Source organism: Psychrobacter sp. DD43, assembly GCF_904846555.1.
GTDB lineage: Bacteria > Pseudomonadota > Gammaproteobacteria > Pseudomonadales > Moraxellaceae > Psychrobacter > Psychrobacter cryohalolentis.
This window is the reverse complement of the sequence record NZ_CAJHBE010000001.1, coordinates 65,685-80,119: the sequence shown is the minus strand read 5'-3', so window position 1 is coordinate 80,119 and position 14,435 is coordinate 65,685. Positions and strand designations below refer to the sequence as shown.

General features: G+C 43.6%; 15 protein-coding genes. 10 read left to right on the top strand and 5 right to left on the bottom strand.

The features are described from left to right. Positions 1-6 precede the first annotated feature (6 nt). Positions 7-906, top strand: coding sequence for a prepilin peptidase (locus JMX89_RS00335; RefSeq protein ID WP_201530586.1), 900 nt, complete (start codon positions 7-9; stop codon positions 904-906). 83 nt (positions 907-989) lie between these two features. After that, positions 990-1,682, top strand: a complete 693-nt coding sequence (coaE, locus tag JMX89_RS00330; RefSeq protein ID WP_201530587.1) for a dephospho-CoA kinase — start codon at positions 990-992, stop codon at positions 1,680-1,682. Here coaE and rlmB read toward each other — a convergent pair. After that, entirely contained in the window at positions 1,645-2,415 is a 771-nt protein-coding gene (gene rlmB, locus JMX89_RS00325) for a 23S rRNA (guanosine(2251)-2'-O)-methyltransferase RlmB (protein ID WP_201530588.1), read from the bottom strand. The genes coaE and rlmB overlap by 38 nt on opposite strands. A gap of 205 nt (positions 2,416-2,620) precedes the next feature. Continuing rightward, entirely contained in the window at positions 2,621-2,956 is a 336-nt protein-coding gene (locus JMX89_RS00320; protein ID WP_201530589.1) for a pyrimidine/purine nucleoside phosphorylase, read from the bottom strand. 549 nt (positions 2,957-3,505) lie between these two features. On the opposite strand from JMX89_RS00320, the gene recN reads away from it, so the two are divergent. The 7 genes from recN (at position 3,506) to xerD (ending at position 9,864) form a co-directional block, all read left to right on the top strand. Then, a complete protein-coding gene (gene recN, locus JMX89_RS00315; RefSeq protein ID WP_201550442.1) occupies positions 3,506-5,185 on the top strand; it encodes a DNA repair protein RecN in 1,680 nt (559 codons plus the stop codon). 130 nt (positions 5,186-5,315) lie between these two features. Continuing rightward, positions 5,316-5,879 (top strand): YqgE/AlgH family protein, encoded by a 564-nt coding sequence (locus JMX89_RS00310; protein WP_201530591.1) that lies wholly within the window; start codon positions 5,316-5,318, stop codon positions 5,877-5,879. Positions 5,880-5,929: 50 nt separating this feature from the next. Next, the gene (ruvX, locus tag JMX89_RS00305) at positions 5,930-6,451 is read left to right on the top strand and encodes a Holliday junction resolvase RuvX (RefSeq protein ID WP_020442455.1); all 522 of its coding nucleotides are present in this window, start codon (positions 5,930-5,932) and stop codon (positions 6,449-6,451) included. 221 nt (positions 6,452-6,672) lie between these two features. Continuing rightward, positions 6,673-7,212 (top strand): hypothetical protein, encoded by a 540-nt coding sequence (locus JMX89_RS00300; protein WP_201530592.1) that lies wholly within the window; start codon positions 6,673-6,675, stop codon positions 7,210-7,212. Positions 7,213-7,272: 60 nt separating this feature from the next. Beyond that, positions 7,273-7,533, top strand: a complete 261-nt coding sequence (gene tusA, locus JMX89_RS00295; protein WP_020442453.1) for a sulfurtransferase TusA — start codon at positions 7,273-7,275, stop codon at positions 7,531-7,533. A 70-nt stretch (positions 7,534-7,603) separates the two neighbouring features. Further along, positions 7,604-8,818, top strand: coding sequence for a methyltransferase (locus JMX89_RS00290; protein ID WP_201530593.1), 1,215 nt, complete (start codon positions 7,604-7,606; stop codon positions 8,816-8,818). A 107-nt stretch (positions 8,819-8,925) separates the two neighbouring features. After that, a complete protein-coding gene (xerD, locus tag JMX89_RS00285) occupies positions 8,926-9,864 on the top strand; it encodes a site-specific tyrosine recombinase XerD (RefSeq protein ID WP_201530594.1) in 939 nt (312 codons plus the stop codon). A gap of 123 nt (positions 9,865-9,987) precedes the next feature. Here the strand turns inward: xerD and JMX89_RS00280 are convergent, their stop codons facing one another. Continuing rightward, entirely contained in the window at positions 9,988-10,431 is a 444-nt protein-coding gene (locus JMX89_RS00280; protein WP_011512431.1) for a hypothetical protein, read from the bottom strand. Positions 10,432-10,812: 381 nt separating this feature from the next. On the opposite strand from JMX89_RS00280, the gene JMX89_RS00275 reads away from it, so the two are divergent. After that, entirely contained in the window at positions 10,813-11,421 is a 609-nt protein-coding gene (locus JMX89_RS00275; RefSeq protein ID WP_020442451.1) for a class I SAM-dependent methyltransferase, read from the top strand. Positions 11,422-11,494: 73 nt separating this feature from the next. On the opposite strand, the gene lptG is transcribed toward JMX89_RS00275, so the two are convergent. Together lptG and JMX89_RS00265 are read right to left on the bottom strand one after the other, a co-directional pair. After that, positions 11,495-12,721 (bottom strand): LPS export ABC transporter permease LptG, encoded by a 1,227-nt coding sequence (gene lptG, locus JMX89_RS00270; protein ID WP_201550440.1) that lies wholly within the window; start codon positions 12,719-12,721, stop codon positions 11,495-11,497. Next, the gene (locus tag JMX89_RS00265) at positions 12,721-14,007 is read right to left on the bottom strand and encodes an LPS export ABC transporter permease LptF (protein WP_201530596.1); all 1,287 of its coding nucleotides are present in this window, start codon (positions 14,005-14,007) and stop codon (positions 12,721-12,723) included. The genes lptG and JMX89_RS00265 overlap by 1 nt, the downstream gene beginning before the upstream one ends. Positions 14,008-14,435 lie beyond the last annotated feature (428 nt).

The following is a 14,435-nucleotide window of genomic DNA, read 5'->3' as shown; positions in this document are numbered from 1 at the left end:
TCGTTCATGCAATTTATACAGTTATTACAAGAGAACATGACAATCGCTTTAGTCGTATTTGGTCTACTAGGGCTGTGCGTCGGTAGCTTCTTAAACGTGGTAATTCATCGCACTCCGCTGATGATGGTATCGGCTTGGCGACAAGAGTGTAGCCAGTTTATGTATGAGCAAGCAGATATGCCGCGTGAGCATACGATGCCACTAGTTAATATTGTTGCCACTGATACACCTATTACCTTAAGTAAACCAGCATCGCGCTGCCCGCACTGTGCCCACAAAATTAAGTGGTGTGAAAACATACCTTTAATCAGCTGGATATTACTACGCGGACGTTGCTCAGATTGCAAAGCGGCTATCGGGCTTCGATATCCTATCGTTGAGCTAGTCACTGCTCTGCTATCTGTACTAGTCATTTATCATTTTGGCGTTGGCATGGTAGGGCTATCGGCATTAGTTTTAGTCTGGACACTGATCGCCTTAACTGGTATCGACTTTGATACACAGTTATTGCCTGACCGCTTAACTTTTCCATTAGCAGGGCTAGGATTGGCGGTCAATTCACAAGGTTGGTTTGTGCCCCCTACTCAGTCGATATGGGGCTTGTTATTGGGATTTTTATCGTTATGGGTAGTGGTCAAGATATTTTATTTAATCACCAAAAAGCATGGCATGGGACAAGGCGACTTTAAATTATTGGCAGTACTGGGTGCGTGGCTTGGACCTATGATGTTACCCTTGATTATTTTATTATCATCATTGCTAGGCTCTATCGTTGGGCTTATCTTGATGAAAAAACAAGGTGAGAGCAAGCCTTTTGCCTTTGGTCCTTATATTGCTATTGCCGGTATTGTGGCATTGTTATACGGCTCAGATATCGTTAATTGGTATTTAGGTATGTATACTTAAGCAATAGCCATTTCCCGATAGTTATGTTTAACCTTTCATTGATTACAGTCATTATCCTTCTATCAGTCAGATAAGTCATCATTATGTCAAAATACGCAGCAGCACCTTCACCTTATTCGCATCAGCCGCAAACGCCTGAGCATAAAAGTAAAATATTGGTAGTGGGTTTAACGGGTGGTATCGGCAGTGGCAAATCAGCCGCCAGCGACTGGTTCGCACAGCAGGGAATCGATATTATTGATGCAGATGTCATTGCACATCAAGTAGTGGTCAAAGGCAGCTCAACGTTGCGCAAAATCCAGAGGAAATTTGGTGATTGGGTGCTAAACGCCAATGGTGATATGGATCGCGCCGCTGTACGGACCCATGTGTTTACTTACCCTGATGCCCTAATTGAGCTTGAAGCGATTACCCATCCCGCGATACGCGAAGCTGCAAAAAAGCAATTGGCAGAGAGTACCTCGCCGTATGTGGTGTTGTCAGCGCCGTTATTGATTGAAGCGGCAGAAGCTGGGCTTGCCAATTTATGTCAACGTATTTTGGTGATGGATGCCACAGAAAATACCCAACTTGCACGAGCCAGTCAACGTGATGCGCTAAGTGTGCAAAAAATTAAAGCCATTATGGTCAATCAGCTAAGCCGTGAAGAGCGCAATCGTCATGCGGATGATGTGGTATTAAATGAGAGTGATCTTGCGGCGCTATATGTACAATTAGAGCCGCTCCATCAAGACTATCTTAAACTTGCCCAGCAGCTAAAGTTCGCTGCCGATTAATCTCATACAAAGCCATACCTGTCGCCACACTGACATTTAAGCTTTGTAAGTTGCCATGCTCGTTGCCTGACATCGGAATATAAACCAGCTCATCGCAGCTTTCTGTTGTCAGGCGACGCATCCCCTCACCTTCTGAACCCATGATAATAGCCGTCTTACCAGTCAGATCTGCAGCATGGATTGGTTTGGCATCGGCATTAAGAGCGGTACCAAACACAAAAACGCCGGCATTTTTAATTTTTGTCAGCGTGCGTGCTAGATTGGTCACGCTAACAATAGGCATCATTTCAGCTGCACCGACAGATACTTTAGCAACCGTTGGCGTCAAGCTAGCTGCATGATGTTTCGGACAAATGACTGCATCGACACCCATGGCTACTGCTGTACGCAAACAAGCGCCAAAATTATGGGCGTCCGTAATTTGGTCTAGTACCAGTAACAAACAATCATCTCGACCAGCAAGCGTATCTAGCAAACCTTCATCAGCGAAGCCTAATGGACGGGCGTTCAGCACTACGCCTTGATGTTGCGGGCTACCACACAGCTGAGTAAGTTTGTCTTTTTGCGTTGGTTGAATACTGATGCCATTATCACGTGCTTGCGCCATAATAGCCTGTACATGACTGTCAGTCTCGCGCCCTTGCTGTACAAATAAGCTCAGTCCATCAAGAGGACGGTATTCGAGCAAAGCATCAATGGCATGAATGCCATAAAAATAGGTAGGTTTTGCCATAATAGGCCTATTGATTATAAAGTGGGTATTGCACAGTGTTATAAAAAACATGCAATAAAAATAGAGATGTGTAATTGTAGCAATTAATGACCAGCTTCATCTAAATAATGTCAGCAAAAAAAAGAAATAAACCTGATAAGATTTATTTCTTTGGAATCATTGGCTTTTTGGCGTTATCAATTATCTAAGCGCACTTTGAAGCATATTAGCCTTCTAAGTGGCAGATATACTGGACAATCTCTTCTGTGCGTAAATTGAAACCACTATTACCTTCAACCACGAATGACTGTCCTGCGCGGTAGTAGCTGAACTCCTCTTCCCCATTTATTTTGACTTCACACTCACCGCTAGTGATTTCAATACGTTCAGATGTATTGGTACTAAAGTGATAATGCTCGACCAAATTATCACAAGGCAAGATAACACCTAATGTTTTATGACGACCGTCCTCAAACATAATGGTATGGCTTGAGCAACGACCATCATAGGATATCGTGGCTTGAGCATTGACTGTTACATTAGTAAATTGCGCCGCTGTCATAGTGGCTTCCTTATCAAATAATTATTGCCAACTAAAAAACCAAATTGAATGTGTAGATAAGCAAATGCTTAGATAAGCGTTGTTATATCTACCTTTTACCATCGACTCTAAATCATTTTTACTTTGCTGTGCGCTGATTATAGAATTGATTTATCTTATAGGTTTAAAAATAACCATTTATTACTGATACTTAATGACATACAGATTTATATCATATTCTATAAGCTCACGGCTCTGTAGTAGAATGGATAAAAATACGGTGATAAGAGTTTATCATTATGTGAGATTATGCTACCACATTATATCTATAAAATTTGTTACAGCGGCACGAAAGTTCAGCTTATTATGACAGCTTGGCTTGATGTTATTGATTACCTTTAATATTTGTATTTAAGGGTATTTACCACCATACTATTTGCCAATTGTATTTATCTATGTAGCAGTCTGAACCGAACCGATTCATTCCTTTATTTAACCTATTGTAAAGATGACCTCCTCGTATGATATGACATCGTATTTGAGGGTTGTTGTCTGTCATGAGAGGCGTTGATGCTAGTATCATTAACTTTACATCAGTTTGCGTTGATCGCTCAGCATGAGCTGAGTGTGGCTGAAGGCTTCAATGTCATTACCGGTGAGACAGGGGCTGGCAAATCACTATTGCTTGACGCGCTGTCTTTATGTGTCGGCGAGCGCGCAGACAGTGCGATGGTCCGGCATGGCGCCGCCCATGCCGATATCTACGCGCAATTTGATGTAGAAAATAATCCTGTCATTGCTCAGTGGTTTGCCAAAAATGAGCGAGGCTTAGAAGAGCCAGAAGTATTGATTCGCCGCCAGCTTAGCAATACGGGACGCTCAAAAGCGTGGTTGAATGGCGCGCCCGTTAGTTTGGCTGAGCTGAAAAGTTTGGGTGCATTACTGGTTAATATTCATAGCCAGCATGCCCAGCAAGCACTGTTAAAACCTCAGTTTGTGGTGCAATGGCTAGATGAAATGGCGCAGATAACCTCTATTGCTACGCAAACCACAAGTAGCTATCAAGCTTATCAGCAACTTAAACGCCGCGCTGACGATCTCGCTAGTCGTGAAGCGCAGCGCCAAGATCGTATTCAACTGTTGCAAAGCCAGCTAGCAGATATCGCACCATTATTAGTCGTTGATTATGCAGAAGTAGAAGCGGAACATGAAGAGCTGTCTAATCTTGAAGCACTCATGATCGAGGCCAGTCATGGCTTGCATCTGCTTGATAATGATACCGATGAGCCCGATGTAATGACCTTACTCGGCCAAGCGATTAAGCTGTGCGATAATCAAATGAGCGTGAGCCAAACCTTTGAGCAAGCTTCAGAACAGCTGCATTTGGCGCAGCAGCAAATCACTGAAGTGACTGGCTTATTGTCAGATTATGCTGAGCAGCAATTACCTGATCCTGAGCGTTTGCAGTCATTAGACAGTTTAATCAGCTTAGGTCATCGCCTATCACGTAAGCATAACTTGCCAGCGAGCGACTTGATTCATGAAGCAAAAGGCTGGGAAGCGCAATTAGAACAATTAGAAAACGAGCCAAGCAGCGATGCAATGGCAGCGCAAATCGAGCAAGCATGGCAAGAGTATGTAGCACTAGCAACTGAGCTAAATAAAAAACGCGTAAAAGCTGCACCGATTGTCAGTAAACAGCTGATTAAGCAACTACAGCCGCTTGCCCTACCTAATGCACGTTGTGAATTCGTTTTTACCAAAAAGACCGATGTCAGCCAATATAATGGACAAGGCTGTTATGATATAGACTTATTATTCAGCGCCAACGTCGGTATGCCGATGCAGCCGCTACACAAAATCGCTTCAGGCGGTGAGCTATCACGTATGGCGCTAGTGATGCAGGTCTTGCAAGCGACCAATGCAGATAATAATGCGGCAAAACCTATGCTAGTCTTTGACGAAGTCGATGTTGGTATCAGTGGTGGTACGGCACAAGTGGTGGGTGAGCTGTTGCGCGCCCTTGGGCAAACGCAGCAATTACTCGCCATTACCCACCAAGCCCAAGTCGCTGCGCAAGCGCATCAGCATATCTTGGTACAAAAACACCATGACGAGCAAACTGAAAGTGAGCTTGTCATCTTAACCGAGAGTGCGCAAGTAGATGAGCTGGCACGTATGTCTGGTGGTGTTATTATCACCGATGTCACTCGTGACCATGCGCGCAGTCTATTGAGCGATGTTAAATGATCATTGATTGACCACCATAAACACCTTCTGACGGCTAAATCCTTGCTTTAGTTGATTTTTTATTCATTATCGCCATATAGTGGTGTCAGCTCTGTTATTTTACCTTTATTAGTAGGTTGCATTTGTCTCTATGTCCAAAGCCAATTTGACCCATCATTTTTTAATCGCGGCGCCTGAACTGTCAGACCCACGGTTTGAGCAGGCGCTGATTTATATCTGTCGTCATGATAAACACGGTGCCCTCGGTCTGATGGTCAATCGTCCATTAGAGCAGGCACGCGTGGGAAAACTGCTAGAAGATCTGGATATTGAGGTTACAAACGCACAGGTGATGGAAGATCTGGCATTAGAAGGTGGACCTATGTACCCTGAGGTTGGCTTTGTACTGCATACAGGGCAGCCAGAATGGGCATCCTCATTTGCCATCTCAGAAAATGTCTGCATCACTACCAGCCAAGATATCCTCAAACGTATTGCAGCCGGTCAAGGCGTTGGTCATTATCAGCTCTGTTTAGGTCATGCCAGCTGGGGTAAAAAACAGCTCGATCGTGAGCTTGCCAACGGCGATTGGCTGGTATGCCCTGCTGATTTAAACTTATTGTTTGATACGCCTTTTGAGGAACGGTGGCAAATGGCCGCTGATAAGATTGGGGTTAATTTTGATTATTTAAGCAGTGACATCGGTCATGCTTAATTTCATACGCTGAACGAATACAGAACTAAAAATAGGAAACACCCCTTATTATGGTAGATAGCACTCTTATAAAAGACAGTACTGACACTAGCGTTGCTGAGCCAGCGATTAAGCCACACCTTATCTTAGCCTTAGATTATGGGGTTAAAAAAATGGGCATGGCACTCGGTAATAGCTTGACAGAAACGGCGCGTGCCTTTGATATTTTAGCGATGAATAATGGGCAACCTGATTGGGATAATCTACTCGGTATTATCAAGGTTTGGGGCGTGGCAAAGGTAGTAGTCGGACTGCCGTTAAATATGGACGGTAGCAGCTCTATGCTGTCAAAACGCGCACATAAATTTGCCCGTCGTCTGGCACATAGAATCATGGAGCAGCATTTACCTGTCATCGTATCTCTATGCGATGAGCGCCTAACATCGGTCGCCGCGCGTGAGATAGCATGGGAAAATGGCTGGATTAAACATGAGCGCGCTCCGATTGATGATATCTCTGCCTGTATTTTAATGTCGACCTACTTTGCTGATCCTCATAGCAGTATCGCCATCGACGCCATCAAAGCAGATTAATTGAGCATTAGCTTTCTTTTTAATGTCCCATCAATACCTGATATAGTCCGTTCTACATAAAAGAAATACAAATGTTATCAATCACTACTGGGGTTAATTTTCCTTGCTTGCTGTGCCTACGCAGACAGAGGCTGCGAATAATTAACCCCATTAGTTCTGTACCCTTTTAAAAGTGAATTAACTGTACCTCCTCAATCCAAACGAATAAATGACTGATTATTATGACCTCTGTCTCAGACCACTCTTTGCACAATTCTTTGCACAATAGCTCGCGACATGGTTTTGCACCGCTTGCTATTGCGCGTATCAAAGGCGCCCAACGTGTCAACCAAATAGCCGTCTATCTCATTTATGCCGCTATTATCGCTTTTATGGTTTTTGGCACCATTGCTAGTATCAAAGCTTTTCATGACAATCAGCTCCTGTATCAACTATTCTACAACTTACCTTATGCTTTGGTGGCACTGACTATTCCATTGACGCTATATAATGCCTTTATCATCTATCGCTATCGTCTCAATCAAACCTCGATGGTTATCATGACCATTGGTGTCTCAAGTATTATCCTGATCGGCGGACTGTTATTTGCCGATACGGCTTGGTTAGGATTGGCATCGTGGCTCGGTGTGGCTTTTTTATTTAAGGTGAGCTTTAAGCGCTTCTTTAATTTCTTAGCCCTATCCGACTTACCTGAGAATAATAACAGCACTGAAAACAATAAAGATATTATCGCTATTGACGCAGAAAATAGGCCTTTATAAAATCATTAGAAAACAAGTATTCAGCTACCAAACTTATCTATTAGGTTTATATAACAAAATATGACGACTTCAATATTAGACACGACTATTCACCATCATCTAGATACCCAAGGACTGATTTGTCCTGAGCCGGTCATGATGCTACATAAGACGATTCGTAAAGCGGATGGCGGCGATGTGATTGAGATATTAGCCACTGATCCTGCCACTACGCGTGACATTCCTAATTTCTGCCGGCACTTGGGACATACCCTTGTCCATCAAGAAACGCTAAACGATGCGCCAACCTATCGTTATTTAGTCAAGAAAAAGAGCGCTTAGCGCAATATATAATGCAGAAATATCTTTGCGTTATAAAAAATACATCATTCATATCTGAAAGGTAGGTCGCGTGTTAGCAACAGAAATACAGTACGTGCAATGGCACGAAAATGAAACCTTACGTCAGGCTCGCTGGTTGTCTCAAAGCAATCATGTGCCGCCTGCACGTATTGTTGTGGTCGACGACAAAACGACAGCCGATGAGGCTTATCGCTTGGCTTGTGCTGGAACGTCAATGCTGTGGCGCGGTGACTTTAATAATGCAAGGCAACTGCTGCAAGCCATCACTCGACGCATTGACCGTGCGAATGAGCGTTCTGAGCAGCGCAAAATTAACAAAGCGACCAACAAATCCGCTAAGTCCGCTAAATCTACAGATGAGGCTTCAGTATCCTCTAAAGACATCCCTAATCTTTTTCATCAGCAACGCCAAGTCCAATCTCAGCGTTCGCGCCTATTAAGCCGTTTATTATTAGAGCTTGATGCCGGTTATGTCAGCCAGTTACGCCGCGCCCCTGATGTCGGTGCTGCTTGTACCGCTGCTTTTGGTGAGTTGAATGAGTCATGTCTAATTTCATTTCGTGACCTGCAAGGTGCCTTAGGTGCGACAGGGTGGCGCGTAAAAGGTGTGGCAATCGAAAATTTGGGTTTATCAATTTTCCCACATTATGGCGTCTTTGCACCGACTCGTCATGAGTATGTACAGTTGTTGCTCGATGCACCGTTGCCAGCCGTTTATGATGTCGCCTTTGATATCGGTACCGGAACCGGTTTGCTTGCTATTATTCTGGCGCAGCGCGGTGTGAAGCAAGTGATTGCGACGGACTTAAATCCGCGTGCATTAGCCTGCGCTAGTGACAACCTTACACGTTTAGATTTACCTGCAGTGCAATTGCAGCAAGCGGACTTGTATCCGACTGATGCGCCATTGGCTAATTTGCTGGTCTGTAATCCACCTTGGTTGCCTGCCAAGCCAACCTCGCCCTTAGAATTCGCCGTCTATGATGCCAATAGCACGATGTTACGTGGGTTTTTGCAAGGCGCAAAGCAACATTTAGCTGAGCAAGGAGAGGTCTGGTTGATTCTGTCAGATTTGGCAGAACATTTGCAGTTGCGCAGCCGCGATGAATTATTGGGCTGGTTTGCTAATGCTGGTTTAGAAGTAAAATACCGTCTCGATACCCAACCTAAACACGGTCGAAGCCAAGACGATACTGATCCACTATTTGCAGCGCGTAATGCGGAAGTCACCTCGCTATGGTGTTTGGTAGCTGTTAATACTTAAAGGGTAAAAATGACTTTGCCAAATTTTATTAATTGATAATCAGTTTAAAATAAAAAATATCGTCTATATTAACTCGGATTTTCTTATACCACTACTGAGTATGTCTTATGAGCCGCGACCGTGCCGTACAGCAGCGCCAACCAAAAGCGCTGGCCGTAGATGATGAACCGGCTTATATAACCGAATTTCGTCAAGCAATGCTGGCTCGTGGTTTGGCCACACGTACCCGTAACGCCTATGTGCGTGATTTGCGCTCCTGCGAATTAACCAATCACGCGGCATTAACGCGTTGGCAGCCCGAAGACGTGCTCCACTGCCTGTCTATTCTCACTCAAGATGGCAAAACGCCGCGTACGCAAGCGCGCATGCTTTCAAGTTTGCGTCAGTTTTATCTGTGGATGATTGCCAGCAACCTACGTGAAGACAATCCTTGTGAGCGTGTTAAAAGCCCAAAACTTGGTCGTCCACTGCCAAAAGATTTGGCAGAAGCTGACGTTGATAATCTCCTTGCCGCGCCCGATAGTAGTACTGCGCTAGGGCTACGTGATAAAGCCATGTTAGAGGTACTTTACGCTTGCGGTTTGCGCGTCAGTGAGTTGGTTAACTTGTCTCTTGAACAAGTGAATCTAAACTCAGGCTGGCTGCAAATCACGGGGAAAGGCAATAAAACCCGCTTAGTGCCTTTAGGGGAATATGCATCAGATGCGCTTGAAGATTATTTGACGCATGGACGTGGTGATTTGATAGCCCATTTAAAAGCAGGAAATTGCCAAGCAGTGTTTTTGACCGCCCAAGGTGGCTATATGACCCGGCAAAACTTTTGGTATCTGCTAAAGAAATACGCCAAAGTTGCCAGTATTGATAAAGACCTATCACCGCATACCTTACGTCATGCTTTTGCTACCCATTTACTCAATCACGGTGCGGATTTACGGAGCGTGCAGTTATTGCTGGGACATAGTGATTTATCGACGACGCAGATATATACCCATGTGGCGACGGCTAGATTGCAAAAACTTCATGCTGAACATCATCCAAGGGGTTAGATTACTGATTTACGAGATATTATTAACAATATAAAAATTTATAAATTAAAGCAAAAAAACGGCAATATTATAATAATACTGCCGTTTTTTCATACTTAATAGAAACGTAATCTTGCTTATATGCTATAGCGATAATGAGGACAAGCCTGCATATTCTGTGCCTTTTGATAGTACATAACGCTTACTGGTTTCCCCATCCGTTAAGAAGCCACCAAACGTCTGTGATACAGCGCTAAACAGAATAATACTGACAGCAGACAATGCTTCTTCAGCCAACTCTGTGGTATTTAATAGCTCTTTGGCTTTGGCCACACTAATCACAGCACAGCTTTCATTTTCACTAAGACGAGGCTTGGTCTCTTCATTATAGTTTTTATAACAAAAAGCGATAGACACATATTCATCACAACCAGATAGCTCAGCCAGATAAGCTTTATCGATAGTTTTTACTGCTTCCACACATTTGACACCCGGCTGTTTTTTGAGAGGCTTAATACGCTTACTATGCACGATATGAATAAATGTTTCTTGCGCTGGGTTTATTTTCGTTTTGATTTTAGACTTCATATTTAAGCATCCTTTCTAATTAAGTAAAGCTTGGTGAGTTTAATCTTAGTAAGCTGGTACAACTCCTAGTATGACCGTAATTCTTCATATCAAGAAGACACTACAATAAATAGTTGACCAATTAGTTAGCTTTATTAGTATTCCATAGCTTCAATAAGGATGCTATAGCATTTACGATATAAATGCGTAAACGGGTAACTTCAACCTGACATAAATCTGACAATCGTTCCTGTCAAATACCCCTCCTTTAGTGCCCATCACAATTTCCACTAATACGTAGCTGCAAATCTTCCCTTTTATCGTTACAATACTCATCATAATGTGCACCCTGTTCATTTGAGCAATGCACCACCTTTTACTTATCTATAATCCGAGAATTCCATGAGCCATAGACCACCTAGCGATCTATTAGAAAAAGCAAAATACTGGCGCGAAGATATTAATTTTCGCGAAGACGTACTCGGCAAGCCGTTTGATTTTGCGACCACGTGGGGTATTTTTTCACCACAAAAGCTCGATGACGGTAGCTTGATGTTACTTGATTATGTGGATTTTCAGGCGGATGATGACTCGATAGATTTGGGCTGTGGCTACGGCGTTCTGGGTATGGCAGCAGCGCGCGAATGTCCTAATGGTCAGCATACTTTGATTGATAAAGACTTTATGGCAGTAGAATATGCACGCCTTAATTGTGAAAAGAATGGTCTAAAAAATGTCGATGTACATTTATCAAATGGCTTTAATCACGTGGCAAAAGACAAAGACTTTAGCCTTGTGATGTCAAACTTACCAGCCAAAGTAGGCAAAGAGCAGCATTACCTTTATTTCCTAGATGCTCATGCGCGTATGCGTAAAGGTGGACGCTTTTACGTGGTGACGATTAATGGCTTACGTCAATTTATGAAACGCTCATTTACCGAAGTCTTTGGTAATAGCGAAAAGGTAAAACAGGGCAAGACTTATACGATTACCATGGCAACCAAAGATTAAATCCTAGAATCAGACAAATAAAAAGCACGCTAAATCATATGGCTAAACTTTTAGATTTACCTCATTTTGAGAGTTACATCTGCCGTTTCAGTAAATATCCACCCAACAATGCACTGGCAATAATCGGTAATATCACCATCAGTAGCGGCGAAAAGCCCGTTGCTAGTGAAACAAAACCGACCAAATCCTGCACATAACTAAATAGCAGCCCAAATAATAATGCCACGACGATACGCAAGCCGAGACTGTGCGTACGCAATGAGCCAAAGACAAACGAGCAGGCGACAATCACTAATGACAAGATAGACAAGGGTGATAATAGCTTTTGCCAAAACGCCAGCTCATGACTTAAAGAGCGAGTGCCTTGCTGACGCATAAATTGACGATGCTCATAAAGTTGCGTAAGAGATAAATCTTCGGCTTGACGCGTGAGCAAATACACAGACTCAGGGGCAAACGGTAAACTCAATGTGTCTGTGGGCGATATGGCTTGGCTACTTTCAAAGCCTTGATTAATCATCAGCTTGGTCATATTGTTCAGCTGCCACTCATAACGATATTGCTCGCTCGGTTTGCTGCTAGCGGTAGCAAGCGCCTCGCGCCCGATATATTTACCACCTTCAGCATGAATGGCAGTTTGCAAGTTGCCGTTATTATCTAAGTGCCAACGCTTTACCTGACCGATATTCCCTTTGACATCAGCATAATCGATATACAAGATATCACTACCACCCGGCTTAGCACTGCCGTCTTTTGTATTCTCAAAGCGTGGTTGCACTGTCCAGTAACCACGTACTGAAGTCACTAGCGAGCTGTTATCCTCACTATTAATCTCATTTGCCAATTGATTGGAATACGGCAACACAAACTGGTTAATGAATAATGCTAATACTACAAAAATCATAGCTGGCTGCAATACCCAACTGACGATTCGATAAACGCTAATACCAGCAGCTCGCATGACGACCAGTTCACTGTTATTGGCCAGCAAGCCCAAACCAACGACCGCACCCAATAATGCCCCTGTTGGGATAAATTGTTCTAAAAAATAAGGCGAGCGATAAAAGATATATCTGATTGCCTCTCCCATCGTATAGCTATCATCTAGCGAATCAAGCTCAGATAAATAAGAGAATACCAGCTGTAATGCCCATAGCCCTATGACCGCCGCGATAATCGCTAGCAAGGCATTTAGTTTCACATAGCGGCTAAGCACTTTGAGGTTAGTCGGTTTTGGGCTAAGTAGCGATTGAGCATTTGGCGAATTCGGCTTCGATGATTTAGAGAATAGAGCACTCATTAGGATTGCCCTCCTTGTGAGCTACTATTTTGATTGTCGGTAACCGTCAAAAGCTCATTTTCTGGCTTGCGAAAGCGCAATCGGTGCTGCACGCGGCTACCCCAATTCATATACAGTGCCAATGCCATAAACCCTAAGATGAGCCATGCATAAGCCCACACGCTTACACTGCCTTTACCGACAGCATTTTTGAGTGAGATGATACCGAGTGCGCAGCTGACAAACAGTAAAATAGAGGGAAATAGGCGTAACCAACGACCTTGACGTGGACGAACTTGCGCCAGTGGTACGGCGAGCATCGGCGCAATAATCATCAGCCATGGTAACGATAAACGATAACCAAGCTCGCCTTGGGCCGCACGCATGGCATTATTACTGCCCACTTGCGCATTGCCTGTTGCCGCCTGCCATAACGGTCCAATCGCTTGCGTCTCGATATTGTCTTCAGTGATGACTTCTTTCGACGACTCCGTCAAGGTAATACGATAGCGATCAAAACCTACTTGATTGTATTTCAAGCTACCAGCCCCGACTTCATAACGGCGACCTTGGAACAAATCCAATTGGGTCACGCCACTATTGCCCGTATCTACTTGTTCAGCACGTTTGGCAAGCGTAATCGTGTCTTTGCTAATATTATTATTGGCAAGCGCTGTGGGCAATTCTGGAATATTAAGCTGTTCGGCAGTTTCGACATCGATGTTATTTTCAAGATCCATGGTACTATTTTTAGCAGTATTATTTTTAGCCCCACTGCCCTTTTTTTCAGGCTCAGACTGAATCAATATCACATCTTGTAATTGTTTTTTATCATCACTTAAACTGCCCACATACAGATGATAATTGCCACTGCTGATAAATTGATTGGGGCGAATTAAGTCAAAGGCACTGGTCAACGCTTGCTGTTGCCAGACATTCTCAGATGAACGCACGCCCCATGGCTTACCAACGATGGATAATGCTGCCTCACCCACAAACAATGCCAAAATCAATGGCGTCATCAAGCGCCCAAGCCGACCGCGCGACACGCCACTGGCATTAATCACCGCCATTTCTTGGTCAACATACAGGCGCCCAAATACCAGCATTAACGCAATAAAAAACGCTAATGGTAGGATAAGCTCTAAGAAATACGGTAGGTTATAACCAATGATGGTAAACAGCAAACCGATGTCTAAATTACCTTCAGCTGCGATACCAAAATAGCGTATCAAACGTCCGCCCAGCATCATCACCACTAAAAACCCCAAGACTAATGCGGTCGTTGAGGCAACTTGTTGGGTCATATAGCGGCGTAATATCACAGTAGGCACTCTTAGCGGTTGTAGAAGTTGGCGTTCGTGCGGTTCATCGCGACTGTATTGATAAGGACAGTTAAGCTTGACCAGAGACGATAGGCATAACCGCTAATGCTAGCATATTTCTAGAAAAAATAGCGTGGAAATGTGTTTGGAAACATTACCTAGCCGTTATCAATAACGCATTTATTACTCACTCATCAACAGGGTTAAATAGGGACGTAACTGCGTTATTTAAAACCTAATCGCATTATATAAGATATAAGCGCTTTAACTCAGACATCACGAGTAAGTCTCTCATACATGCTTTCTAACTGAATTTGTGTACTGTACGTATCACGTACTGAATACTATCAGCATTAGTTGTTAGTATTTAACGTTAGTTAACATTCAAAATTATTTAAGATTTAGCATCT

Bases quoted from the DNA above. Each gene is read 5' to 3' on its own strand.
- JMX89_RS00335 (WP_201530586.1), top strand. From the start codon at position 7: ATGCAATTTATACAGTTATTACAAGAGAACATGACAATCGCTTTAGTC.
- coaE (WP_201530587.1), top strand. From the start codon at position 990: ATGTCAAAATACGCAGCAGCACCTTCACCTTATTCGCATCAGCCGCAA.
- rlmB (WP_201530588.1), bottom strand. From the start codon at position 2,415: ATGGCAAAACCTACCTATTTTTATGGCATTCATGCCATTGATGCTTTG.
- JMX89_RS00320 (WP_201530589.1), bottom strand. From the start codon at position 2,956: ATGACAGCGGCGCAATTTACTAATGTAACAGTCAATGCTCAAGCCACG.
- recN (WP_201550442.1), top strand. From the start codon at position 3,506: ATGCTAGTATCATTAACTTTACATCAGTTTGCGTTGATCGCTCAGCAT.
- JMX89_RS00310 (WP_201530591.1), top strand. From the start codon at position 5,316: ATGTCCAAAGCCAATTTGACCCATCATTTTTTAATCGCGGCGCCTGAA.
- ruvX (WP_020442455.1), top strand. From the start codon at position 5,930: ATGGTAGATAGCACTCTTATAAAAGACAGTACTGACACTAGCGTTGCT.
- JMX89_RS00300 (WP_201530592.1), top strand. From the start codon at position 6,673: ATGACCTCTGTCTCAGACCACTCTTTGCACAATTCTTTGCACAATAGC.
- tusA (WP_020442453.1), top strand. From the start codon at position 7,273: ATGACGACTTCAATATTAGACACGACTATTCACCATCATCTAGATACC.
- xerD (WP_201530594.1), top strand. From the start codon at position 8,926: ATGAGCCGCGACCGTGCCGTACAGCAGCGCCAACCAAAAGCGCTGGCC.
- JMX89_RS00280 (WP_011512431.1), bottom strand. From the start codon at position 10,431: ATGAAGTCTAAAATCAAAACGAAAATAAACCCAGCGCAAGAAACATTT.
- JMX89_RS00275 (WP_020442451.1), top strand. From the start codon at position 10,813: ATGAGCCATAGACCACCTAGCGATCTATTAGAAAAAGCAAAATACTGG.
- lptG (WP_201550440.1), bottom strand. From the start codon at position 12,721: ATGAGTGCTCTATTCTCTAAATCATCGAAGCCGAATTCGCCAAATGCT.
- JMX89_RS00265 (WP_201530596.1), bottom strand. From the start codon at position 14,007: ATGACCCAACAAGTTGCCTCAACGACCGCATTAGTCTTGGGGTTTTTA.